The organism is Vibrio sp. Isolate23 (assembly GCF_022398095.1).
GTDB classification, from domain to species: domain Bacteria; phylum Pseudomonadota; class Gammaproteobacteria; order Enterobacterales; family Vibrionaceae; genus Vibrio; species Vibrio coralliilyticus_A.
On sequence record NZ_JAKEUV010000008.1, the window covers coordinates 139,377 to 162,958 of the forward strand.

The following is a 23,582-nucleotide window of genomic DNA, read 5'->3' on the forward strand; positions in this document are numbered from 1 at the left end:
TACTACAACCTTTGCCCAGCTACAGACGAGCAAAATCATTAAATATCGCCACTGCCATTAGAGAGAAAATAATTGCCCCGCCTACGCGGTACCCCATCTCCTGAATGCGTTCAGGTACAGGGCGTCTGATCACTGCCTCAATAGCAAAAAACAATAAATGTCCACCATCCAACATAGGTAATGGCACAAGGTTTATGATACCTAAGTTAACACTGATCAACGCAAGGAAACCAAGGAAATACACCAAACCATAATCCGCTGTAGTTCCTGCGCCTTTTGCAATCGAGATCGGCCCACTTAAGTTGTTTAATCCCACATCCCCTACAATCAGTTTTTTCAACATGCTGATTGTTAGGTCAATAATTTGTCCGGTTTTTTCAATCGCTTTGCCGATTGACTCAAATACACCAAATTGAAGTTCGAAGCGATAGTTTTCAGGCCATTCTGCGACTTCAGGAGCGATTCCTGCAAATCCTATCGCTCGCTTATCTGCAAGCTCACGGCTATCAGGAATAAGAGTCAGGTTTTGTGTCACACCTGCTCGATCAATTTGCAAGTCAACCACTTGATTCGGATGCCCTTGGATAAGATCAACCACTTGCTGCCAACTGGTGATTGGTTTGCCGTTAGCTGCAATCAACTTATCTCCAGCTTGTAAGCCTGCCACTTCGCCTGCTCCCCCTTCAGAAACCGTCGCTAATGTGGTTGAGATTTCAGGAGTAAAAGGCTTAAAACCCAGTGCTGACATAGCAGACTCGTTTTCTGGATCAAAGTTCCAAGTAGATAGGTCAAAGGTCCGCACTTCTTCAACCCCAATACCATCGGCTGGCGTGACTGTCATCGTTAATTGCTCATCACCGATGTGAGCAATTAATCCCATGTTAACCGATTCCCAATCCGGAGTTTTGACGCCAGAGACTGCTTTTAGTTCCATGCCAGACTCTAAACCCGCTTCGGCAGCGATGGAATGAGGCTCAACCTGACCAACCACAGGCTTAACTGCCGGCACACCAATCATGAAGACCAACCAGTAAGCAAACACGGCAAAGAAAAAGTTAAAGGCTGGTCCAGCAGCAACGATAGAAGTTCGCTTCCACAAAGGCTGAGTATCAAACGCCTGTTTTTTTTGTCCTTCTGGCACGTCATCAACTCGCCCATCAAGCATTTTGACGTAACCGCCTAATGGAATAATTGAAATGCTATACTCAGTACCGTCTTTGCCAATCTTGCTCCAAATTGACTTACCGAAACCAATAGAAAACTTTTCTACTTTAACGCCACAGCGACGTGCAACCCAGAAATGGCCGAATTCATGCACGGCAACTAAAATGCCTAATGCAATGATAAACGAGGCGAAGTTCCACAAAATCCCAGTCATAGTGTACGCTCTTTAATGGTTTCAATAGCCAAATCTCGCGCCATTTTATCCAGCTCTAAGATGCTTTCCAAGTTATCACAATCAGATTGGCGATTCTTAGAGCACACGTGATTTGCTACTCGTTCATTCACCACTGCAATATCGGTGAATTTAAGATGGTGTGAAAGGAAAACTTCTACCGCAATTTCATTTGCAGCATTGAGAGCCGTTGTAGCATGCTGCCCTTCATAACAAGCATCAATCGCAAGTTTAAGGCAAGGATAACGACTAAAATCGGGCTCAAGAAACGTCAGCTCAGCAATTTTTGTGAAGTCCAAAGGCGCGACACCCGCGGAAACCCTTTCAGGGTAAGACAACGTGAGTGCAATAGGTGTGGCCATATCGGGTTCACCCATCTGAGCTAATAAAGAGCCATCTTTGTATTGCACCATAGAGTGAATCACAGATTGCGGATGAATCAACACTTTAAGTTGTTCACGACGGGCATTAAACAGCCATTTCGCCTCAATATACTCCAATCCTTTATTCATCATGGTTGCAGAATCAACGGAGATCTTTGGCCCCATTGACCAATTAGGGTGAGCGATAGCTTGTTCTGGAGTGACAGATGACAAGGTACTCACATCACTGTAACGAAAAGGACCACCAGAGCCAGTCAAGAGAATATGCTGGATGCCCTGCTTTTCTAAATCACAGCTGCCAAGATTTGTTTGAATCGCCTCGGGGAGGCACTGGAAAATCGCATTATGCTCACTATCTACTGGCATCAGTTCAGCACCATGAGTGTTTACAGCATCGATGAACAACTGCCCAGACATGACCAAAGCTTCTTTGTTAGCGAGTAATACGCGTTTGCCCGCTTTCACTGCCGCCATCGTCGGTAATAGCCCGGCCGCACCGACAATCGCGGCCATAACCGTGTCGACTTCATCAAACGACGAAATGTGCATCATCGCTTCTTGGCCCGCTAACACTTCAGTTGAAAGTTTAAGCTCTTGCAGTTGGCCTTTAAGCTTCATGGCCGCACTATCGCTCGCCATCACAGCATATTTAGGTTGCCACTTTTGGCAAAGTTGGCGCATCTTCTCGACATTATTCCCTGCTGCAAGCGCAACAATCGAAAACTGTTCGGGGTTCTGTTCAATAACTTTAAAAGTGCTGTCACCAATAGAGCCAGTTGCACCTAAAATTGTCAGCTTACGCATAGCAAGAAACCAGTGAAAGTAAGGAGGCAGATCTCAATCTGCCTAAAATTAGAAAACAAAATAAAGAAGAGCAAAGACCGGGAAAGCCGCGGTCAAACTGTCAATGCGATCCAATACACCACCGTGTCCTGGAATAATATTACTGCTGTCTTTAATGCCAGAAACACGCTTGAACATACTTTCCACTAAATCACCTAGCACAGAGATCACCACCGTCACTAAGGTGATCATAATCATCGCAATGGGGCTACTAAATTCAATCTCAAACCAGTTAGCCGTCGCCCAGGCAACAATAATAGCGGTCACAACACCGCCAACCAAACCTTCAATGGTCTTGTTCGGGCTGACATGAGGCGCCATTTTACGTTTGCCGAAGCTCTTTCCTGCGAAATAAGCACCGCTATCTGCTGCCCAGACAATAAAACACACAAATAGAACCAACTTAGCGCCATGGTATGTATCTTGGTGGATGCCTTCGGCACGCAGTAGCAATACACTCCAAAAAAAGGGCAGTAGTGTCAAAATACCAAAAAGATGGCGAAGTAAGTTCGAGTTTTGCCAAAATTTGGCCGAATTGGGGTAAGTGATGGCTAAGCCGCTGGATGCAACCCACCATAAACCGCCTATTAATAACACTATTAAGTGGCTTTCCGTTACCGCATTTAAGCTTAGAGCATCAAACGGAATCACTATTAAAGTGGCGACACTTACTACGACGCTTGGAATTAACGCCATTATACGTGTTTTATACTCGACAAATTGAGTCCATTCCCAATAACCAATGGCTGTCACTGCAGCAATCGCGAGCATGAATAGTGGTAGCGATAATTCAAAAATGCCGAGTATCACTAAAGGAGCAAGGATAAGCGCGGTTATAATTCTTTGTTTCAAACTTGATTCCTTTAATCGCTTTCCATCAATGCCTTGATTTGTTCACCGGTGCAACCAAATCGTCTTTCTCGATTAACAAACCAAGTCACTGCTTCAATCAAGCTGTTTTCATCGAACTCAGGCCAGTAAATTGGCGTGAAGTACATTTCAGCATAAGCCATTTGCCACAACATAAAATTACTAATACGGCATTCACCGCTGGTTCTAATCAACAAGTCAACTTCTGGCAAATCTGACATCGTTAAATGCTGAGTAACCAACTCTTCATTCACCTCATTTGCACTGATCTCACCGTTGGCTACTTTAGCAGCAATCTCTTTCGTTGCCTCTACAATGTCCCACTTGCCACCGTAGTTCGCAGCAATATTGATCACCATGCCACTATTACCGGCAGTGAGTGCTTCTGCTTGAGCTATCTTCTTCTGTAGGCGTTCATTAAAGCGGCTCTTGTCGCCAATCACACGTAAACGTAAATTGTTTTTGTGCAGCTTTTTCACTTCTGTCGATAGAACCGTAATGAACAGCTCCATCAAAACACCAACCTCCTCTTCAGGTCGACGCCAATTTTCACTACTAAAAGCAAAGAGAGTGACAGCCTTGATACCCAATTTAGCAGACGTTGAAATGGTTTTTCTAACCGCAGCAACACCATTTTTATGACCAAAGACACGCGGTTTACCCTGAGCTTTTGCCCATCGGCCGTTGCCGTCCATGATGATTGCAATGTGTTTAGGAAGTGATTCTGGTGAGAGTTGAGAGTTTTGCATACAAGGATTTATGATTACCAGCAGGGGACAAAGAGTAGCATAAAAAAACGCTGTGCTGCGAGCACAGCGTTCTCTGTATCCAGAGTCTGGATGGAATTAAACTTCCATCAACTCTTTTTCTTTTGCCGCTAATACTTCATCGACTTGCTTAACAGCTGCGTCAGTGATTTTCTGAATCTCCTCCTGACCTTTACGATCTTCGTCTTCAGAAATCTCTTTATCTTTTAGTAGTGCTTTAAGTTCACCATTCGCATCACGACGGATATTGCGAATCGCAACACGGCCACCTTCAGCTTCACCACGAACGATTTTAACGAGGTCTTTACGACGCTCTTCCGTTAACGGTGGTAGAGGAACGCGAATAATAGTGCCGGCAGACATAGGGTTTAATCCTAGGTCAGACATCATGATCGCTTTTTCCACTTTAGGCGTTAGCTCTTTATCAAATACTGTGATTGCCAAAGTACGAGCATCTTCAGCGACGACGTTTGCGACCTGATTCAGAGGCGTTGGTGCACCATAGTACTCTACCGAAATACCAGACAGTAAACTCGGGTGAGCACGACCTGTACGTACTTTAGAAAGGTTATTCTTAAGCGCTTCTACGCTTTTTTCCATGCGCTCTTGAGCGTCTTGTTTGATTTCGTTAATCACAATATCACCTTAAATGTGCAATTCTTTCAGAAGAAAGCCTAATCAGGATTCTTCAAAAGGCAATGCCGCAGCATGAATTAGTCACACTACGGTTGAATGAATTATTCAGCAGTGCTAATCAGAGTACCTTCTGCTTCACCCATCACCACGCGACGCAGTGCACCTGGTTTGTTCATATTGAATACGCGGATAGGCATTTTGTGGTCACGAGCCAGTGTAAATGCTGCTAAATCCATCACTTTTAGTTCTTTATCAAGAACTTCTGCGTAAGAAAGCTTATCATACAGCTCTGCGTCAGGGTTGGCTACAGGGTCAGCCGTAAATACACCATCAACTTTTGTCGCTTTTAGAACTACGTCAGCTTCAATTTCAATTCCGCGTAGACATGCAGCTGAATCTGTCGTGAAGAATGGGTTACCTGTACCTGCTGAGAAGATAACAACACGGCCTTGGCGCAGTTCGCGGATGGCATCTGCCCAGTTGTAATCGTCACACACACCTTTCAGTGGGATTGCAGACATAACACGAGCATTTACGTATGCACGGTGCAAAGCATCACGCATCGCTAAACCATTCATTACTGTTGCTAACATACCCATGTGGTCACCAACAACACGGTTCATCCCCGCTTCAGCCAGTCCTGCACCACGGAATAGGTTACCACCACCGATAACCACACCTACCTGAACGCCCAGTTCAACCAGTTCTTTTACTTCTTGAGCCATACGATCCAAGATCGCTGGATCAATACCAAAACCTTCTTCGCCTTGAAGTGCTTCACCACTCAGTTTTAACAGAATACGTTGATACGCTGGTTTAGGGTTCGTAGTCATGGAGTTTACCTTCCAAAAGAGAGTTGTTGTTGATTAACAGTCATGAATGGACAAACATCTATTTTTGTGAAAAACGCTGTTCTCTTGCCCATTCATCACGATTAATCATTTAGACGCCAATCGTAAAAAGACCGCAGCCTTGGCTACGGTCTAAACTTTGTGCGCTTCTCTAAGGATTAACCTTTTTGAGCTGCTGCTACTTCGTCAGCGAAGCTCATTTCTTCACCTTTATCGATACCTTCACCTACTTCTAGGCGAACGAATGTAGCTACTGAAGCACCACGCTCTTTCAGGATTTCGCCTACAGACTTCTTAGGTTCCATAACGAAAGCTTGACCAGTCAGAGAGATTTCGCCTGTGAATTTCTTCATGCGGCCAACAACCATTTTCTCTGCGATTTCAGCTGGTTTACCTTCGTTCATAGCGATTTCTACTTGAACAGCTTTCTCTTTTTCTACTACGTCAGCAGGTACGTCTTCTGGGTTTACGTACTCTGGACGAGAAGCAGCTACGTGCATTGCAACGTGCTTAAGAGTTTCAGCGTCGCCTTCACCAGCAACAACTACACCGATTTTCTCACCGTGACGGTAAGAAGCGATTGCAGCACCTTCAACATACTGAACGCGACGGATGTTGATGTTTTCGCCGATCTTAGCAACAAGAGCAACACGCTCTTCTTCGAATTTAGCTACTAGCTCTTCAACAGAAGCTTTAGATGCTAGAGCATCTGCTGCAACTTTCTCTGCGAATGCAGTGAAGTTAGCATCTTTAGCAACGAAGTCAGTTTGGCAGTTAACTTCAAGAAGAACTGATACACCGTTGTCTTCTTTGATGATGATTGCACCTTCAGCCGCAACGTTACCTGCTTTCTTAGCAGCTTTCGCAGCACCTGATTTACGCATGTTTTCGATTGCTAGTTCAACGTCGCCGTTAGTTTCAACTAGCGCTTTCTTACATTCCATCATGCCTGCGCCAGTACGATCGCGCAGTTCTTTAACTAGAGCAGCAGTAACAGCCATTCTCTATTCCTCAGTTTAATCTGGATTTGGTAAAAAACAGGGGCCTACATTTTCGGCCCCTGCTGATAACTATAACTCAGTTTATGCTGCAACTAGATTGCACATAATCTAAGTGTGACGCGGAGCCGCTATTATTCAGCTTCTACGAAGCCGTCTTTTTCAGCAGCTGCAGTAACATCTTTGTTACGACCTTCAGTTACTGCAGAAGCAGCAGCGTTTAGGTATAGCTGTACCGCACGGATTGCGTCATCGTTACCAGGGATAACGAAGTCAACGCCATCTGGGTTAGAGTTAGTATCAACTACAGCGTAAACTGGGATACCTAGGTTGTTTGCTTCTTTAACTGCGATGTGCTCGTGATCAGCGTCGATTACGAATAGAGCGTCTGGTAGGCCGCCCATATCTTTGATACCACCAAGAGATTTCTCTAGCTTCTCCATTTCGCGAGTACGCATTAGAGCTTCTTTCTTAGTTAGCTTGTCAAAAGTACCGTCTTGAGACTGTGCTTCTAGGTCTTTTAGACGCTTGATAGACTGACGAACAGTTTTGTAGTTTGTTAGCATACCGCCTAACCAGCGGTTGTTAACGTAGAACTGGTTGCTTGCAACAGCAGCTTCTTTAACAGCTTCAGATGCAGCGCGCTTAGTACCTACAAATAGAACTTTACCTTTCTTTTCGCCAACTTTAGCTAGCTCAGCTAGAGCGTCGTTGAACATTGGTACAGTTTTTTCTAGGTTGATGATATGAACCTTGTTACGAGCACCAAAGATGAATGGCTTCATTTTTGGGTTCCAGTAACGAGTCTGGTGACCGAAGTGAACACCAGCTTTAAGCATATCGCGCATTGATACAGTTGCCATTTTAAAATCCTCTATGGGGTTAGGCCTCCACATCCCCCATAACTCCGACTAGGCTTCTGCCCAGCACCCCGGAATATGTGACGGAATGTGTGTGATTTAAAGATATAAGTTAATTGGAAGTCGTCAGCTTCGCCGCGAGGTTTCACCAAGCAGAGAGAACAGACCACATTTCCGGCGCGCTTTATACCATATTTTTGCCCTTCATGGCTAGTAAAAAACGATTATTCATTACACAGACTGGCTATCTCAGTGCCTACTTGCGTATAGAGTTACATGAAGAATCATTCTCATTATGTACGGTTCCTGCTAGAATGCGCCCATTCGCACCAAAGAGTGCTACCGAATGAAATAGAGAAAGCCGATGTCAATCAAGATTAAAACCGCTGAAGAAATCGAACGTATGCGTATCGCAGGCGCGTTAGCCGCAGAGATCCTTGAAATGATCGAACCCCATATTAAAGAAGGGGTTACAACGGATGAGCTCAACCAAATTTGTCACGACTACGGGATTGAAAAAGGCGCCTATTCCGCACCACTTGATTATCATGGATTCCCAAAGTCAATTTGCACATCTATCAACCATATTGTGTGTCATGGTATCCCTGCATCGCAAGATGAAATTGGCAGTAATGGCCAGCCCAAACCTGCTGTCCTTAAAAACGGCGATATCATCAACGTCGATATCACTGTAATCATACCTAATGATGACAATGCCGACCTCAGCGTACGCCCACAAGGTTATCACGGCGACACTTCTAAAATGTTCTTCGTTGGTGATGTATCTCCAGCGGATAAGCGCTTGTGTATGGTGACTCAGGAAGCGCTCTATGTCGGTATGCGTAAGGTGAAGCCAGGGGCTACGGTTGGTGATATCGGTACAGCGATAGAGAAATACATTAAAGAAAACAACAAAAAGAACCCACGGAATAAGTTCTCGATCGTCAAAGACTTCTGCGGTCACGGTATTGGCAGTGAGTTCCATGAAGAGCCACAGATAGTTCATTACAAAAACAACGATCGCCGCGTACTAAAAGAAGGGATGTGTTTCACCATCGAACCTATGATCAACGCTGGTAAGTTTGGCGTGACGGTTGATGCGGAGGATGACTGGACTGTGTACACTGGGGACGGTAAAAAATCAGCCCAGTACGAGCACACCATTTTAGTGACTAAAACTGGCTGTGAAGTGATGACGCTGCGCAGTGATGACACAATTCCACGTATGATGAACAACGTTTAAGTTTACCCCGCTGAGTTCGATAAAATATCCCCACATCATTGGGGATATTTTTTTATCTGCCTCATTTTGTTAGATTGGTATCTAATGGATGTTTCGCACGGATTTGCAGTATGCCCTTTCAGTCTCCTTTGACATTTGCTGATGAGCAGATTTCAATTAATGAACTCAAGTCTCAACTTGAGCAGTTTTACCTCTACCAGAAACAAGAGTTTCTCAATCACCATCCAGTAACGGATCTCGTCTTAGGTCGCTCTGACTATATAGACTTACTCCTTAATCGACTCTGGCAACACTTTGGTTTCTCTGAAATGCCCCATATCAGTTTGGTTGCCGTTGGTGGTTATGGAAGAGGAGAGCTTCACCCTCTGTCTGATATCGATATCTTAGTCGTGTCTCGACACTCCCTGTCTGACGCTCTAGCCAGTAAAGTCAGTGAGTTCATTACTCTACTATGGGATTTAAAATTAGAAATCGGCCACGCAGTGCGAACCGTCGAGCAGTGTGCCGCCATTGGACGGGACGATCTCACCGTTGCGACCAACCTTCAGGAGGCAAGGCTGCTGTGCGGCTGTGAAGAGACGTTCCAAAAGCTAAAACTGGAAATGCATTCTGACTCCTTTTGGCCGAGCGAAACATTCTATAAAGCCAAAGTACAGGAGCAGCGAGATCGCCATGCTCGATATCATGACACGACTTATAACCTTGAACCGGATATCAAATCAACACCCGGTGGGCTAAGAGATATTCACACACTAAGCTGGGTAGCACGCCGCCACTTCGGTGCTACCTCTTTGCTAGAAATGAGCAAATATGGTTTTTTAACCGATGCGGAATATCGAGAGCTCGTCGAGTGTCAGGATTATTTATGGCGAGTACGTTTTGCGCTCCATTTGCAGCTAAAAAGATATGACAATCGGCTGACTTTTGCTCATCAGGCTCAGGTCGCGGAATGCCTTGGCTTTGAAGGCGAAGGAAACCGCGGGGTCGAAATGATGATGAAAGAGTTCTACCGCACACTGAGGCGTGTGGCAGAACTGAATAAAATGCTACTCAAGCTATTTGATCAAGCGATTCTCAACAATGGCATCGAAAGTGAACCCGAAATTCTCAGCGATGACTTTCAACGTCGCGGGCACTTGATCGAAGCCCGCAAACCCGCGTTGTTTCAAGCTCGCCCAGAAACCATTCTTGATATGTTCCTGCACATTGCCAATGATTCAAGCATCGAAGGGGTCGCTCCACCGACTCTTCGCCAATTGCGTACGGCACGACGACGCCTCAATAAATTCCTCCATACGATTCCAGAAGCACGAGAAACCTTTATTGAACTTTGTCGACATCCAAACGCGCTACATAAAGCGTTTAGCTTGATGCATAAGCTCGGGGTTCTTGCCGCTTATCTCCCGCAATGGAGCCAGATCGTCGGTCAAATGCAGTTTGATTTGTTTCATGTGTACACCGTTGATGAACACAGTGTGAGGCTACTAAAACACATCAACACTTTTGCCAACCCGGATAATTACGATAAGCACCCTATATGCTGTGAAGTCTACCCACGAATTCAGAAGAAAGAACTACTGATCATCGCCGCCATTTTTCATGATATCGGTAAAGGGCGTGGTGGTGACCATTCAGTTATAGGCGAAAGCGAAGCGTACGATTTCTGCATCGAGCACGGCCTGTCCAAACCAGAAGCCAAGTTAGTTGCTTGGCTAGTGAGACATCACCTATTGATGTCAGTGACAGCACAGCGCCGTGATATTTATGATCCAGAAGTCATTACTGATTTTGCCAAAAAGGTGCGTGACGAAGAGTATCTTGAATACTTGGTTTGCTTAACAGTAGCCGATATTTGCGCAACCAACCCCGAATTGTGGAACAGTTGGAAACGAACGCTTTTAGCTGAGCTGTTTTATTCGACGCAAAGAGCACTTCGCAGAGGCCTAGAGAACCCTGTCGACGTTCGGGAACGAATCCGCCATAACCAGCAACTGGCCTCCGCTTTGCTACGCAAAGAAGGCTTTAACGCACGTGAAATAGAAGTGCTATGGCAACGCTTCAAAGCGGATTACTTCCTTCGTCATACCCACAAGCAAATTGCTTGGCACTGTACTCATCTACTTCGCCATGACGACCACTCCAAACCTCTAATACTGATTTCCAAGAAAGCCACTCGTGGGGGAACAGAAGTGTTTGTCTACAGCCGTGATCAACATGCTCTGTTTGCAACCGTGGTCGCTGAGCTAGATAGGAGAAATTTTAATGTGCACGATGCACAGGTAATGACCAGTAAAGATGGCTATGTTCTGGACACCTTTATGGTCTTGGACCAACATGGACAAGTAATTGATGAGAACCGACACAAAGCAGTCATTAAGCACTTAATGCACGTACTGCAAGACGGGCGCCCAACCAAGATAAAAACCCGCCGCGTACCAAGGAACTTACAGCACTTTAAGGTAAAAACGTGCGTAGATTTTCTGCCAACAAAAAGCAAAAAACGCACATTAATGGAGTTTGTCGCCTTAGATACCCCCGGATTGCTCGCCACGGTAGGAGCGACCTTTGCTGACCTCTCCCTTCACCTCCACGCCGCCAAAATCACGACTATCGGCGAACGAGCGGAAGACTTATTTATTATTACCAGTGAACAAGGCGGAAAACTGACTGAAGAGCAAGAAGCCCAATTGAGAGAAAGCCTAATCGCGAATGTGGCAGAGCTCGCCCCTTAGCGATCTTGCCCACAAGTTGCACAGGCGCTCTAAAAATCAGCTATCTACAACGTGATTAGGCTGCTACATTATTGATGTTAACAATATTTGTACACCCTGAGCATAAGTCCACAGGGTGATTTTGAATCAACACAAAGAGGTAGCCTATGTTTCCACACCTCACTGGTTTAGGTATTCAAGATCCTAAACAGATTGAGCGCTATTCACTACGCCAAGAAGCGCACAAGGATGTGTTAAAGATCTATTTCCACAAGCAGAAAGGGGAACTGTTCGCTAAGAGCGTGAAGTTCAAATACCCTCGCCAGGTTAAAAACGTTCTTGTTGATGGTGGCAGCCATAAATACAAGGAAGTGACAGAAATCAATCGTAACCTAACCTTGGTGATTGATGAGCTGAATAAACTGACTAAACCAGAGCAGCTGGCTGAAGTGGATGTAAAACAGAAAATTCTTTCTGACCTGCGCCACTTAGAGAAAGTGGTCTCAAGCAAAATCACAGAAATCGAAGCGGATCTAGAAAAGCTAAAGTAGATTAAATGATTCAAAGGGTTGGTATAAATACCAACCCTTTTCAATTTTTATGTTCATAGTCAAAACATGATTTGGATGAGAAATAGCTCCTAAACTAGCCAGCCGGCGTACTTACCGACCAAGTAAAGCGCGATCCCCGCCATCACACCAGCCACAATATCATCGAGCATAATGCCGAAACCACCATGTACTCGAGCATCCAACCAACTGATAGGCCATGGCTTAATCATATCGAAGCAACGAAACAGAACAAACCCTGTTAATAGCCATTTCCAATCGGTGCTTGACTGTTGAAACAACGGTACGACCAACATAGTGATCCAAAAGCCCGCAAACTCATCCCACACAATGGCCCCATGGTCATGAACCCCCATGTCATCCGATGTCACTTGGCATACCTTGATACCTATAAAACAAGCGGCGATTACCACCACAATATACATAGGCAAGGGAAGCTGAACCAAAAGTAAGTAAAATGGAATTGCAGCCAAAGTCCCCATCGTACCAGGGATTATAGGAGATAACCCACTGCCAAAGCCTGTTGCCAGCAGATGCCAAGGGTTTTTAAGAGAAATAAATGATAGTGGGTTTGTCATGAAATTACTTATTGTGGTTGAAATGGTCATAGCCTTGTAGGGCCCAATCTAATACCTGTCCCTGATGATGCAGATCAAACGTCCCTTCCGGACGAATCTGACCGATACAGCTGATTTTTGCTCCGCAGTGCGAGAGCGCACTGTCAATTGAACCTTTGTTTTGCTCTGGTACAGTAAAACACAATTCGTACTCTTCTCCACTAGACAAAGCATATTGCTGAGCTGTGGTTAATGAACCAGAAAATTGAATCAACTCATTAGAGACAGGTAACAAAGCAACGTCAAGGCTTGCTCCAACAGAAGAGCATTTGAGAATGTGTTTTAAATCAGAAATAAGGCCATCGGAAATATCAATCGCTGAACTTGCTAAATTAAGCAAAGCCTGGCCAGCCAAAACACGAGGTGTAGACAGGTAATGGCGCCGCTCGAGCTCCTCCGCAAATGGCTTTGTGCGCTGTGTCGCATCAAGAATCACATCCAGCCCAGCTTTACTATCCCCTAAATCTCCCGTTACGTAAATCCAATCTCCGACCTGAGCACCATCACGACGTAAAGCTTTATCAGGATCAACCAAACCTTGCACCGTCAGTGTTAAGCTCAACGGCCCTTTAGTCGTATCACCGCCTATCAGTTGAATCCCATAATAGTTTGCGAGTTCAAAGAACGCCTCACAGAAAGGGGCTAACCATGCTTCATCAGCTTCTGGCATCGTCAATGCAAACGAGACCCAAGCTGGTGTGGCTCCCATTGCGGCTAAATCACTAATATTGGAAGCCAGTGCTTTGTGCGCGACCCAAGCCGGGTTGGCACCGGCGAGAAAATGCGTCCCCGAAACTAAGGTGTCCGTACTGATCGCAACGGACAGCCCTTCCGGCACTTTGACTAAAGCACAATCATCCCCAGCGGCTAATAGGACATCTTTACGCGAAGGCTGACGGCCGACAAAATACTTTTCTATTAAATTAAATTCACCAGACATAGTACTCAATGTAACGTTAGGCATAAAAAAGGTCAGCGTGTGCTGACCTTTTTCTATCAATTCGGCTTATTTTTTGCGAACGTGCGGTGCGGCTTTATCCAGCACACCATTGACAAACTTGTGGCTCTCTTCCGCAGCGAACACTTTCGCTAGCTCGATAGCTTCGTTGATCACCACTTTGTATGGCACATCTTCACGACGTGTCATTTCATACATAGCAAGACGAAGCAAAGCCAGCTCCATCATATCCAAATCTTGCATTGGACGTGCCGTGTAAGGACGAATCTTGCTGTCTAGCTCTGTGTGACTTAGCACAACACCTGTTAGCAGGTCACGGAAGTATGCAACGTCAGTATCTGGTGCAACAAGCGCTGGTTCTGCCGCATGATGTTCTTCTTCATCATACTTACCACCAGATAAAAACTGCTCTTCAATAGTGGCAACATTCTCTTTAGTAATTTGCCATGAGTAGATCGCTTGTAGAGCGAATCGACGTGCATTACGACGTGCGGCTGGTTTCACACTGGCCCCCATTAGGAATCGATTTCTGATAAAACGTTAATCATTTCAAGTGCGCTTAGTGCAGCCTCTGCACCTTTATTACCAGCCTTGGTTCCTGCGCGCTCGATAGCTTGGTCAATTGTATCAACGGTCAATACACCAAACGCCACTGGAAGACTGTATTCCAGAGACACTTGCGCAAGGCCTTTGTTACATTCACTACAAACATAGTCAAAATGAGGTGTGCCGCCACGAATAACAGTGCCCAATGATACAATCGCATCAAACTTGCCTGTTTTTGCTACGCGCTGAGCGACCAATGGAAGTTCAACCGCACCCGGACAACGAACAACAGTGATGTTATCTTCGCTGATTTGTCCATGACGCTTTAAAGTATCGATTGCACCAGACAATAGACTTTCGTTAATAAAACTGTTGAAACGAGAAATAACGATAGCAATTTTTGCGTTTGGCGCTGGGAAGCCACCCTCGATCACTTTCATAAGCCTTCCTTTAACTATGTTCATCAAGTGAGAATCGCCGGATTCTAGCACAAATCTGTGAGCAATATCTAATGGAAATTTAGCATTACTCAATTAGCTGAATGGCTCTAAAAAACACAGAAGGCAATAGGTTCGTAACCTACTGCCTCCGAAGTTATCTACAAATATTCGCCCTGCTTATTCGCAAACGTATTCGACCACATTGAGGCCAAAACCACCCAGTGCGTGGTATTTCTTATTGGTTGACGAAAGCAGGCGCATGTCATGCACACCCAAATCAGCTAGGATCTGAGAACCTACGCCTACACGTCGTGATGTCCCCTGCTTCTTAGCCAAAGTCGGCGCTTCGCCTTTATCCTGAGCTTCAAACATTTTTACGCGATGAATGAGCAATTCAGTAGACTCTTCATTCCCCAGGATCACCAGAACACCACCTTCTTCACCAATGCGTTTCATGGCTTTGTCCAGCGTCCAGCTTCGTTCTGCATTGCGATCACTGCGCAGTAGATCCGTAAAGGTGTCTTGCAAATGCACTCGCACCAATGGGACTTGACCGTTAACCTCTCCTTTGCAAAGGGCATAGTGAATCTGATTATCAATCGTGTCACGGAATGTGACCAACTCAAATTCACCATATTCTGTTGGCAGCTTGCACTGTGCAACACGCTCAATAGTGGTTTCAGTGTTGTTGCGGTACTCAATTAAATCAGCAATCGTCCCCAACTTAATGCCATGTTTTTCAGCAAAGATTTCTAAATCTGGGCGTCGAGCCATGGTGCCGTCATCATTGAGGATTTCAACAATCACACCTGAAGGTTCAAGACCAGCTAAACGCGCCAAATCACACCCCGCTTCGGTATGGCCTGCGCGAGTCAACACTCCACCTTCCTGCGCGGCAAGCGGGAAAATATGCCCAGGCTGGACTAAGTCAGCAGCCTTAGCGTCTTTGGCCACCGCTGCTTGTACAGTACGAGCACGATCAGCGGCAGAAATGCCCGTGGTAACCCCTTCTGCCGCTTCAATAGACACAGTGAAGTTTGTAGTGTACTGAGCATTGTTATCCTGAACCATAGGAGGTAAGCCAAGTCGCTCACAGCGCTCTTTAGTCATGGTCAAACAAATCAGGCCACGACCATGAGTCGCCATAAAGTTAATCGCTTCCGGCGTGACATGTTCGGCAGCCATGATCAGATCGCCTTCATTTTCACGATCTTCATCATCCATCAGGATGACCATTTTACCTAAGCGAATGTCTTCGATGATTTCTTGAGGCGTACTAATTGGCATTTCTCTGTTCCTGTTATCTGGGCTCTTGGCGACTTTATTCTGTGTCAACGCCCAGCGTTTTAGGCTGGGCGTCGGTTAATTTATGCAAAACCGTTTTGCTGGAGAAACTCCATAGTCAAACGCGATTCTGGCTGCTCTTTTTGGCTGGTCAGTAAACGCTCCATATAACGAGCTAATACGTCCACTTCCAAATTCACTTTTCGTCCAACGTGAAAATCTGCGATGGTCGTTTCTTCACCCGTATGCGGCACTATAGTCAGTTTGAAAGCATTCTTGCGCAGATCATTCACCGTCAAACTGATACCATCAACGGTGACAGAACCTTTCTCTGCCACATACTTTGACAGTTCTTCAGGCATGGAGACCCAGAACTCAATCGCTCGACCTACTTGATTGCGTTCAATAATCTCACCAACGCCATCCACATGACCAGAAACGATGTGTCCGCCAAATCGAGTGGTCGGCAGCATGGCTTTCTCAAGGTTGACCTTACCTCCGACCTGATAATCGGTAAATCCGGTTTTACTCAGCGTTTCGAGCGACAAATCTGCACTATAGCTAGTCGTGGTAAAATCCACGACCGTGAGACACACACCATTGGTCGCGATACTGTCGCCCAACTTAACATCGGACATATCCAGCTTACCCACATCAACAGTAACACTAATGTCTTCACCTTTAGGGGTAATAGCTGTCAGCGTACCAACAGCTTCAATAATTCCTGTAAACATAATTACGATTCTTTCTTTTTAGGGCGGGCGACAATGCGGATATCCTCACCGACTTGCCTGACATCTTGGATGTCTAAATCGATGACTTCCGCCATCGACTCAAGCCCTAGTTCACCAAATAAACCTCGGCCATCACTACCCATAATCTTAGGTGCTAGGTAGAGCACAAGTTCATCCACTAAGTCTTCATTGATTAGGCTGCTAGCTAAAGTCGCCCCCGCTTCAACCCAGAGATGATTAATATTGTGGTGAGCAGCTAACTTTTCAAATGTGGATGTTAAATCGATCTGATTAGCCTCATTGAGTAAAGGTGCCAAATCACCTTGTTGAGACACAACAATTCTTTTGCCATCAGTCGAGTACAACTTAAGATCCGCAGTTAGTTGGTTTTGACGATCCATGATCACTTTCACGGGTTGACGGACTTCACTCTCGGGCAACTTAACTTGCACAGATTCAGGTAACTCAGACCAACGAACATTCAATGACGCATTATCCTCAATGACGGTTTTGCTGGTCGATAAGATGGCTCCCGCTTGAGCACGGTAGTTCTGCACGTCTTGTCTTGCCTGTGGAGACGTGATCCACTGGCTCTGACCATTACTCAGTGCCGTTTGACCATCTAGGCTCGCCGCCATTTTCAACTGTACATATGGCATCCCAGTTTGCATTCGTTTAATGAAGGCAGGATTGAGTGCGTGCGCATCGCTTTCTAGTAACCCCACCAGCACCTCAATGCCCGCCTCTCGCAACATTTTAATGCCACGTCCAGAAACTTGAGGGTTGGGGTCTTCCATTGCACAGATTACTTTCACCACTTTGGCTTTAATCAACCCTTCCGCACAAGGAGGCGTTCGCCCATAATGAGAACACGGCTCCAACGTGACATACGCTGTCGCGCCAACAGACTGTTCACCCGCCATTCTCAGCGCATGCACTTCAGCATGAGGTTCTCCGGCCCGATAATGAAAGCCTTCACCAACAATCTGGCCATTAAGAGTAATGACACACCCAACATTGGGATTAGGTGCAGTGGTGTAGATACCGCCTTTGGCTATTTCAATAGCACGCGACATCATTTGGTAATCTTGAGGAGTGAATTCCGACATGGTCAAATTAACCGTTAATCTTCCAGTTTGGCGATTTCTTCACCAAACTCACGAATGTCTTCGAAACTGCGGTAAACAGATGCAAAACGAATATAGGCTACTTTGTCTAACTCTTTAAGCTGGTCCATGACCAAATTACCAATCATTTCGCTTGGTACCTCACGCTCACCTGTAGCGCGCAACTGAGATTTAATCATACTAATCGCCAGTTCAACAGAATCAGCACTCACTGGACGTTTTTCCAAGGCGCGTTGCAAACCACCAACCATCTTATCTTCATTGAAGGGCTCACGGTTTCCGTTTGATTTAATTACGCGAGGCATTACTAACTCAGCCGTTTCAAATGTAGTAAAGCGTTCGCTACAAGCCAGACACTGTCTGCGACGGCGAACCTGATGGCCGTCAGCCACCAGACGAGAATCGATCACTTTAGTGTCATTCTCAGAGCAAAAAGGACAATGCATATCACCTCCATCATATACTCAAGAAACCTCGTTACCTCATCTTATTACTACAAGGGATGAAAACACATAATTCAATACCAAGAAGAATGAGAATCTCTTTCAGGATAAGCTGTTAGCTCGTAGCGAAGTCACTTGAGTATATCGCTGCTAGTTTAGCGGATTTGCTCAATCGAAGAAAAGCAAAAGGGGCGAAATCGCCCCTTTTCATTTCAAGATTACTGAGTTTTGTTAACTACGCGGTAGATAGTTTGCTTTCCCTACCCATTTATAGCTGGTGAGCTCTTCTAATCCCATCGGTCCACGGGCATGTAGCTTCTGAGTCGATACCGCCACTTCCGCTCCTAAGCCGAACTGAGCACCATCAGTAAAACGAGTAGAAGCATTAACATAAACCGCTGCCGATCCAGCAGAATTGATAAATAACTCTGAGTTTTCTAAGCTATTGGTCATGATTGCATCGGAGTGACTCGCGTTATGAACCCGCATGTGGTCAATAGCCTGTTTCACATCTTCAACCACTTTGACGCCCAATGTGTAACTTAACCACTCGGTATCGAAATCCCCCTCAGCACTGTCGCGAATGTCTTTTGCTTCTTGCATCAATGCTTTTGCTTTAGGCTCTGCCACAAAAGTGACCTTATCCTGCATTTTCGCGATGAGCATAGGTAAAAACTCTGAGGCAATATTTTGGTGCACTAGCAAGGTGTCTAAGGCATTACAAGCAGAAGGACGCTGCACTTTCGCGTTTTCTATCACTTCAAGGGATTTTTCCAAATCAGCACTTTCATCAACAAACACATGGCTAATACCGAAACCACCAATAATGACAGGGATTGTGCTGTTTTCCTTACACATTTTGTGTAGCCCTGCCCCGCCTCGTGGAATGATCATATCAACGTAGTCATCCAGCTTTAGCAATTGAGACACCAGTTCACGGTCTGGCTTTTCAATGTATTGAACTGCCGCCGCTGGCAATTCGGCTTTGGCAAGCGCCGATTGGATCACCTTGACCAGTTCCATATTGGAGAAGAAGGTTTCTTTACCACCACGAAGAATGCTTGCGTTCCCCGTTTTCAGACACAACGCAGCAATATCAATGGTCACATTTGGACGCGCCTCATAAATGACCCCGACCACACCGAGAGGCACTCGGCGACGAGATAAAGACATACCATTTTCAAGTACTTTGCTGTCTATTTCACTGCCGACAGGATCATTGAGTCCAATGACGTTACGTACATCGTTGGCGATCCCCGCTAAGCGAGTGTCGTTAAGCAAAAGGCGATCGAGTAATGCCTCTGTCAGCCCCGCTTTGCGGCCTAATTCAATATCTTTAGTATTCGCCGCCAGAATTGTCTCAGCATTGGCTTCAAGCTCATCAGCAATGATAGCCAATGCATGGTTTTTTTGCGCCGTTGACGCGGTCGCTAGTTGAAAAGCCGCCTCTTTCGCCGCTTTCCCCATCGAAATCAGTTCCACAATTTTTTCCTCAATTACTCCTGAATCACAACCATATCGTCACGATGCAGCACTTCGCTGCCATAGTCATAACCCAAAATTCCCAAAATATCTTTACTGTGCTTACCGATGATCTTTGCCATGTCTTGGCTAGAGTAACTGGAAATCCCACGTGCAACTAAGCTGCCTGTTTGGTCTGTCACTCTTACAACTTCACCGCGAGCAAATGTGCCACTCACCTGAGTCACACCTTTCGCTAATAAGCTGCTGCCTTTATCAATCACAGCCTTCACCGCACCATCATCAATCACAATATCGCCAGATGCCGCTGGTCCAGCCAAAATCCATCGCTTACGGCTCTCCAATGCTTCTTCGATTGGCAGGAAGCGAGTGCCTTGCGGCTCATCACCCAATGAATCAAACACCACATTGGGAGCACTGCCTGCGGCAATAATGACTTCTATGCCTGCCCTGCGAGCAATATCCGCAGCTTGTAACTTAGTGGCCATACCACCAGTACCTAAAGTCGTGCCACTCCCGCCAGCGATCTTACGCAATGTATCATCAATGGTTTTCACTTCTTTTATCAGCTCAGCACTTGGTTCCTTGCGTGGATCCGCCGTGAAAAGTCCTTTCTGATCGGTCAGTAACAGCAATTTATCAGCGCCACACAAGATACCAACCAGCGCAGATAAGTTGTCATTATCACCGACTTTGATCTCACTGGTCGCGACTGCGTCATTTTCATTAACAATAGGGATAATATTGTTATCCACTAAGGCATTAATGGTGTCCCGAGCATTCAAAAACCGTTCACGGTCTTCCATATCTGCCCGCGTCAACAACATCTGGCCAATCTTAATGCCGTAAATACCAAACAAAGCTTCCCAAGTTTGGATCAACTGGCTTTGACCAACAGCCGCCAGCAATTGTTTATTGGCCATGGAATTGGGCAATGCGGGGTAACCTAGGTGCTCACGCCCAGCAGCAATTGCGCCAGACGATACCATGACCACAGAATGGCCCAGTTTTTTCAGCTCTGCACACTGGCGGGCTAGCTCAACCATATGAGCTCTGTCTAATGCCAAAGTGCCACCAGTTAATACACTGGTACCCAGTTTCACAACCACAGTTTGACGCTGTGTTGCTTGTCCGCATTTTTGATTCATTGTCTTTCTGCTATGAAAATAAAGAGTTCACCAATTACTCATCAGACTGCATAACCGCAAGAATCTGAGACAAATTAGCTATTAGACATGATGTTTTAACAATCAAAACATAAATTCACAAGCAGAAAAGGCGCCGTTAAGCGCCTTTTTATTTGAGAAAATGATAAAGAGGAAAGAATTAGACGAATTCAACCGATTCCTTGTGCAAATCGACATTCATACCGAATTGAGTCTTTAGAGTTTCCTGCAGTTTTTGGTGAAAACCTTCTTGGGTGCGAAACACTTCTTCAATGGCTTTTTTAGGCAATTTCTCGTCTACCCAATCACCCTTTCCATCGTAGAGGCCAGTGCGGTAACGAGCTGCGAATGTTTGCCCTTGTTGTTCAAGTTCTAACCACCATCCCCAGAACTCTCTTTCTTCCGGCGACTTTTTGTCATTCACACACACAGAAAGACAATCGAACAAGTATCGTCCTTCTTCACATTGAGGCTCTCTCAGATAAGGGCCGATGGCCTTCAGTGTAGACAACAAACGGTAATGAGTTGGACTCTTTGGCTGTTCAGACATAATGAATCTCCATATTCAAAATCTGTTGTGATTATTCGTTGTAGTTATGACGAGCAAATAAACAGGACTGCATAGTTTGGGTATTGCCCTTATATGAGTGTTGCCTAATTTATTAGATTTGTCATCTAATTAGCTCGTCCTCCAACCACTTAATCGCCAAATCGAGGGATTGCTCATATCCTTGTGTAATTGTTTTTGCACTGATTTTCTTCGCTTTCCCATAGTCACTAAACAAGGCAACAAGCTGATTATCACTGTAAGGAGAAACAGGATCGTTTTCGAGACTCATTGCCAGAATAGGGACCTTAGTTTTACGGTTAGATAAAATGCCTTGAACTTTAAGTGACCAAGCCATCAACTGACCCGCCAAACTGTTGACGTCGACAACATTTTTACCCAATCGTGAAGCCAGTACATCGAGGTACATTTTCGGCATTTTTTTCAGTTTCTTTGGTGACGCTAATACATCGTGAATCGGCGCACCCAAGCTGACACAAGCTTTTAACTTATCCGGTTCCATGAATGAAAGTCTAACCATGGCATTGCCACCAAAACGGAAACCAATCAAACCGACCCGGTGATGATCTACCCATGGAATATTAAACAGCTCATTAAGTACCGCTTGATGCAGACACGAAGTATCTTCTGTGAGCGTCCAGTGACTGTTATGGCCAATCGAGGGCATATCAACAGTCAACATCGCGATGTCTTTCTTGGCTAAGTGATCGCGAAATAACGTCCACAAGTCAGTTTGCAAGCTGTCTAACCCTGCGCTGACGATTACGACAGGCTGAGGCTTATCCGTTTTCGTTAGATGAAGATGAGCAATAATGCGCTTATTCTGATAAGGAATTTCAATTTGCTTAACGATATATTTTGTTTTCTTTGCCGCTTCTGTATAAGCATTGCTAGCCAGTACTTGCGCCTGTATAGCTAAGTTATCGTTTTTCAAATGGGGGTAACCGGCAATACTAAAACACAAGGACGCATTGAACAGCTCATCCGCGGCTTCTTCACCCTTGAGTTCATGAGAGCGCTTGTTATGCAGCATCCCCAGCTTGGTCCACTCATAAGTCCAGTTACCGCTGTGATAGCCCATGACGGTATCCAGCCACTCATCGTGAGTCCTTGAATGTTTAGAAGAGGCGATTTTTGCCAGAACAGCTTCGATTTCAATAGGATCTAATCCCTGCCATACCCACTGCATACGACGCAGATTTCGGTACCATTTAAAGCCCTCTTCCTCACGCCGCTTGTCTAGTAATTCTTGGCTACTGGGCATGTATTGAGTTAATGAGGACGTTTCTCGCGCTTGCTTATGGTTGGTGAACAGTGTTTCTGACAGGTTTTTGCTCACTTCTTCAGACATAATGACGCCTAGTTTAAATAATTTCCTATATTGTATACCCGTGTCGCCTCAAAAGGCAGGCACTCATCAATGTTCAACCTATTAATTGGCAAAAAGTGACGAATAAGTCATTAAAAAACCAGCATAAGTAAACTAGGTAAAGCGGATCAATAGGCATAAACAAAAAATGACCCATAAGGGCCATTTTTAAACTCAACAAACAGAGATTACTTTTGCTTGCGGTTAATAGGTTCAATGTACTGAATAGACATATCCCATGGCTGCTCAATCCAAGTTTCCTGAGCAATGTCCACAACATAATCGTCCAATAGCGCAGCACCTGATGGCTTAGCACATACCGCAATCAATTTTGCTTTAGGGTAAAGTTCACGAAGTTTGCGTGCAGTATCACCACTATCTACCAAATCCTCTACGATCAGGTAACCTTCACCATCACCTTCTGGCGCTTTTAGCACGCTCATATCACGCTGATGATCGTGATCGTAGCTAGAAATACAAATGGTATCAACGTAACGAATACCTAACTCACGAGCCAGAATTGCACCTGGAACAAGACCACCACGGCTCACTGCCCAGATACCTTTCCACTGCTCAGCAGGCATTTGCTGCTCAGCCAGCTCACGACAATAAGCGTGCATTTGATCCCAAGTAATAACGAATTTCTTACTCATTGTAATAAACCTAATTATAAAAAGTTGAGGGCCTGTGGAGCCAACTCTTGGTTGATCTCACAAGCCCT

At 45.4% G+C, this 23,582-nt stretch carries 24 protein-coding genes; 3 read left to right on the plus strand and 21 right to left on the minus strand.

Annotated features, from left to right (window positions below):
* Positions 1-19 precede the first annotated feature (19 nt).
* The 8 genes from rseP to rpsB form a co-directional block, all read right to left on the minus strand.
* Entirely contained in the window at positions 20-1,378 is a 1,359-nt protein-coding gene (gene rseP, locus L1D31_RS17805; protein WP_239838401.1) for a sigma E protease regulator RseP, read from the minus strand.
* Positions 1,375-2,583, minus strand: a complete 1,209-nt coding sequence (ispC, locus tag L1D31_RS17810) for a 1-deoxy-D-xylulose-5-phosphate reductoisomerase (protein WP_239838402.1) — start codon at positions 2,581-2,583, stop codon at positions 1,375-1,377. Before ispC ends, rseP begins: the two co-directional genes overlap by 4 nt.
* Positions 2,584-2,631: 48 nt before the next feature.
* Positions 2,632-3,474 carry a phosphatidate cytidylyltransferase gene (locus L1D31_RS17815; protein WP_239838403.1) on the minus strand — a complete coding sequence of 281 codons (843 nt, stop codon included), beginning with the start codon at positions 3,472-3,474 and terminating at the stop codon, positions 2,632-2,634.
* A gap of 11 nt (positions 3,475-3,485) precedes the next feature.
* Positions 3,486-4,241, minus strand: a complete 756-nt coding sequence (locus L1D31_RS17820) for an isoprenyl transferase (protein WP_239838404.1) — start codon at positions 4,239-4,241, stop codon at positions 3,486-3,488.
* Positions 4,242-4,337: 96 nt separating this feature from the next.
* Entirely contained in the window at positions 4,338-4,895 is a 558-nt protein-coding gene (gene frr / locus L1D31_RS17825) for a ribosome recycling factor (protein WP_239838405.1), read from the minus strand.
* A 101-nt stretch (positions 4,896-4,996) separates the two neighbouring features.
* Positions 4,997-5,728: a UMP kinase gene (gene pyrH, locus L1D31_RS17830; RefSeq protein ID WP_239838406.1), complete on the minus strand. Its 732-nt coding sequence runs from the start codon at positions 5,726-5,728 to the stop codon at positions 4,997-4,999.
* Positions 5,729-5,904: 176 nt separating this feature from the next.
* Entirely contained in the window at positions 5,905-6,747 is an 843-nt protein-coding gene (gene tsf, locus L1D31_RS17835; RefSeq protein WP_006957911.1) for a translation elongation factor Ts, read from the minus strand.
* A 131-nt stretch (positions 6,748-6,878) separates the two neighbouring features.
* The gene (rpsB, locus tag L1D31_RS17840) at positions 6,879-7,607 is read right to left on the minus strand and encodes a 30S ribosomal protein S2 (protein WP_239838407.1); all 729 of its coding nucleotides are present in this window, start codon (positions 7,605-7,607) and stop codon (positions 6,879-6,881) included.
* 361 nt (positions 7,608-7,968) lie between these two features.
* On the opposite strand from rpsB, the gene map reads away from it, so the two are divergent.
* From map to L1D31_RS17855, 3 genes are all read left to right on the plus strand, one after another.
* Positions 7,969-8,847 (plus strand): type I methionyl aminopeptidase, encoded by an 879-nt coding sequence (gene map / locus L1D31_RS17845; protein ID WP_239838408.1) that lies wholly within the window; start codon positions 7,969-7,971, stop codon positions 8,845-8,847.
* A 110-nt stretch (positions 8,848-8,957) separates the two neighbouring features.
* Positions 8,958-11,579, plus strand: coding sequence for a bifunctional uridylyltransferase/uridylyl-removing protein GlnD (gene glnD / locus L1D31_RS17850; protein ID WP_239838409.1), 2,622 nt, complete (start codon positions 8,958-8,960; stop codon positions 11,577-11,579).
* A 146-nt stretch (positions 11,580-11,725) separates the two neighbouring features.
* On the plus strand, positions 11,726-12,109 hold the full coding sequence (locus L1D31_RS17855) for a DUF3461 family protein (protein WP_239838410.1): 384 nt from the start codon (positions 11,726-11,728) through the stop codon (positions 12,107-12,109).
* Positions 12,110-12,198: 89 nt separating this feature from the next.
* On the opposite strand, the gene pgpA is transcribed toward L1D31_RS17855, so the two are convergent.
* From pgpA to tet(34), 13 genes are all read right to left on the minus strand, one after another.
* Positions 12,199-12,705, minus strand: a complete 507-nt coding sequence (gene pgpA / locus L1D31_RS17860) for a phosphatidylglycerophosphatase A (RefSeq protein ID WP_239838411.1) — start codon at positions 12,703-12,705, stop codon at positions 12,199-12,201.
* A 4-nt stretch (positions 12,706-12,709) separates the two neighbouring features.
* A complete protein-coding gene (gene thiL / locus L1D31_RS17865; protein WP_239838412.1) occupies positions 12,710-13,684 on the minus strand; it encodes a thiamine-phosphate kinase in 975 nt (324 codons plus the stop codon).
* Between the two features lie 66 nt (positions 13,685-13,750).
* The gene (gene nusB / locus L1D31_RS17870) at positions 13,751-14,218 is read right to left on the minus strand and encodes a transcription antitermination factor NusB (protein WP_006957918.1); all 468 of its coding nucleotides are present in this window, start codon (positions 14,216-14,218) and stop codon (positions 13,751-13,753) included.
* Positions 14,218-14,688, minus strand: a complete 471-nt coding sequence (ribE, locus tag L1D31_RS17875) for a 6,7-dimethyl-8-ribityllumazine synthase (RefSeq protein WP_006957919.1) — start codon at positions 14,686-14,688, stop codon at positions 14,218-14,220. The genes nusB and ribE overlap by 1 nt, the downstream gene beginning before the upstream one ends.
* Positions 14,689-14,865: 177 nt before the next feature.
* A complete protein-coding gene (ribBA, locus tag L1D31_RS17880; RefSeq protein ID WP_239838413.1) occupies positions 14,866-15,975 on the minus strand; it encodes a bifunctional 3,4-dihydroxy-2-butanone-4-phosphate synthase/GTP cyclohydrolase II in 1,110 nt (369 codons plus the stop codon).
* A gap of 80 nt (positions 15,976-16,055) precedes the next feature.
* Entirely contained in the window at positions 16,056-16,706 is a 651-nt protein-coding gene (locus L1D31_RS17885; RefSeq protein ID WP_239838414.1) for a riboflavin synthase, read from the minus strand.
* A 2-nt stretch (positions 16,707-16,708) separates the two neighbouring features.
* Positions 16,709-17,815: a bifunctional diaminohydroxyphosphoribosylaminopyrimidine deaminase/5-amino-6-(5-phosphoribosylamino)uracil reductase RibD gene (gene ribD, locus L1D31_RS17890; RefSeq protein WP_239838415.1), complete on the minus strand. Its 1,107-nt coding sequence runs from the start codon at positions 17,813-17,815 to the stop codon at positions 16,709-16,711.
* A 14-nt stretch (positions 17,816-17,829) separates the two neighbouring features.
* Positions 17,830-18,279 carry a transcriptional regulator NrdR gene (gene nrdR, locus L1D31_RS17895; RefSeq protein WP_239838416.1) on the minus strand — a complete coding sequence of 150 codons (450 nt, stop codon included), beginning with the start codon at positions 18,277-18,279 and terminating at the stop codon, positions 17,830-17,832.
* Between the two features lie 228 nt (positions 18,280-18,507).
* A complete protein-coding gene (locus L1D31_RS17900) occupies positions 18,508-19,758 on the minus strand; it encodes a glutamate-5-semialdehyde dehydrogenase (RefSeq protein ID WP_239838417.1) in 1,251 nt (416 codons plus the stop codon).
* Positions 19,759-19,772: 14 nt separating this feature from the next.
* On the minus strand, positions 19,773-20,906 hold the full coding sequence (gene proB / locus L1D31_RS17905; protein ID WP_239838418.1) for a glutamate 5-kinase: 1,134 nt from the start codon (positions 20,904-20,906) through the stop codon (positions 19,773-19,775).
* Between the two features lie 178 nt (positions 20,907-21,084).
* Complete coding sequence (gene crl / locus L1D31_RS17910) at positions 21,085-21,474, minus strand: sigma factor-binding protein Crl (protein WP_239838419.1); 390 nt, start codon at positions 21,472-21,474, stop codon at positions 21,085-21,087.
* 121 nt (positions 21,475-21,595) lie between these two features.
* Positions 21,596-22,843: an esterase FrsA gene (gene frsA / locus L1D31_RS17915; protein WP_239838420.1), complete on the minus strand. Its 1,248-nt coding sequence runs from the start codon at positions 22,841-22,843 to the stop codon at positions 21,596-21,598.
* Between the two features lie 206 nt (positions 22,844-23,049).
* A complete protein-coding gene (gene tet(34), locus L1D31_RS17920; RefSeq protein WP_239838421.1) occupies positions 23,050-23,514 on the minus strand; it encodes an oxytetracycline resistance phosphoribosyltransferase domain-containing protein Tet(34) in 465 nt (154 codons plus the stop codon).
* Positions 23,515-23,582: the final 68 nt, after the last annotated feature.

Bases quoted from the DNA above. Each gene is read 5' to 3' on its own strand.
- nrdR (WP_239838416.1), bottom strand. From the start codon at position 18,279: ATGCATTGTCCTTTTTGCTCTGAGAATGACACTAAAGTGATCGATTCT.
- crl (WP_239838419.1), bottom strand. From the start codon at position 21,474: ATGTCTGAACAGCCAAAGAGTCCAACTCATTACCGTTTGTTGTCTACA.
- proB (WP_239838418.1), bottom strand. From the start codon at position 20,906: ATGAATCAAAAATGCGGACAAGCAACACAGCGTCAAACTGTGGTTGTG.
- L1D31_RS17885 (WP_239838414.1), bottom strand. From the start codon at position 16,706: ATGTTTACAGGAATTATTGAAGCTGTTGGTACGCTGACAGCTATTACC.
- frsA (WP_239838420.1), bottom strand. From the start codon at position 22,843: ATGTCTGAAGAAGTGAGCAAAAACCTGTCAGAAACACTGTTCACCAAC.
- L1D31_RS17855 (WP_239838410.1), top strand. From the start codon at position 11,726: ATGTTTCCACACCTCACTGGTTTAGGTATTCAAGATCCTAAACAGATT.
- rpsB (WP_239838407.1), bottom strand. From the start codon at position 7,607: ATGGCAACTGTATCAATGCGCGATATGCTTAAAGCTGGTGTTCACTTC.
- nusB (WP_006957918.1), bottom strand. From the start codon at position 14,218: ATGGGGGCCAGTGTGAAACCAGCCGCACGTCGTAATGCACGTCGATTC.
- ispC (WP_239838402.1), bottom strand. From the start codon at position 2,583: ATGCGTAAGCTGACAATTTTAGGTGCAACTGGCTCTATTGGTGACAGC.
- glnD (WP_239838409.1), top strand. From the start codon at position 8,958: ATGCCCTTTCAGTCTCCTTTGACATTTGCTGATGAGCAGATTTCAATT.
- rseP (WP_239838401.1), bottom strand. From the start codon at position 1,378: ATGACTGGGATTTTGTGGAACTTCGCCTCGTTTATCATTGCATTAGGC.
- ribE (WP_006957919.1), bottom strand. From the start codon at position 14,688: ATGAAAGTGATCGAGGGTGGCTTCCCAGCGCCAAACGCAAAAATTGCT.
- pyrH (WP_239838406.1), bottom strand. From the start codon at position 5,728: ATGACTACGAACCCTAAACCAGCGTATCAACGTATTCTGTTAAAACTG.
- ribD (WP_239838415.1), bottom strand. From the start codon at position 17,815: ATGTCGGAATTCACTCCTCAAGATTACCAAATGATGTCGCGTGCTATT.
- ribBA (WP_239838413.1), bottom strand. From the start codon at position 15,975: ATGCCAATTAGTACGCCTCAAGAAATCATCGAAGACATTCGCTTAGGT.
- map (WP_239838408.1), top strand. From the start codon at position 7,969: ATGTCAATCAAGATTAAAACCGCTGAAGAAATCGAACGTATGCGTATC.
- pgpA (WP_239838411.1), bottom strand. From the start codon at position 12,705: ATGACAAACCCACTATCATTTATTTCTCTTAAAAACCCTTGGCATCTG.
- thiL (WP_239838412.1), bottom strand. From the start codon at position 13,684: ATGTCTGGTGAATTTAATTTAATAGAAAAGTATTTTGTCGGCCGTCAG.
- L1D31_RS17820 (WP_239838404.1), bottom strand. From the start codon at position 4,241: ATGCAAAACTCTCAACTCTCACCAGAATCACTTCCTAAACACATTGCA.
- tsf (WP_006957911.1), bottom strand. From the start codon at position 6,747: ATGGCTGTTACTGCTGCTCTAGTTAAAGAACTGCGCGATCGTACTGGC.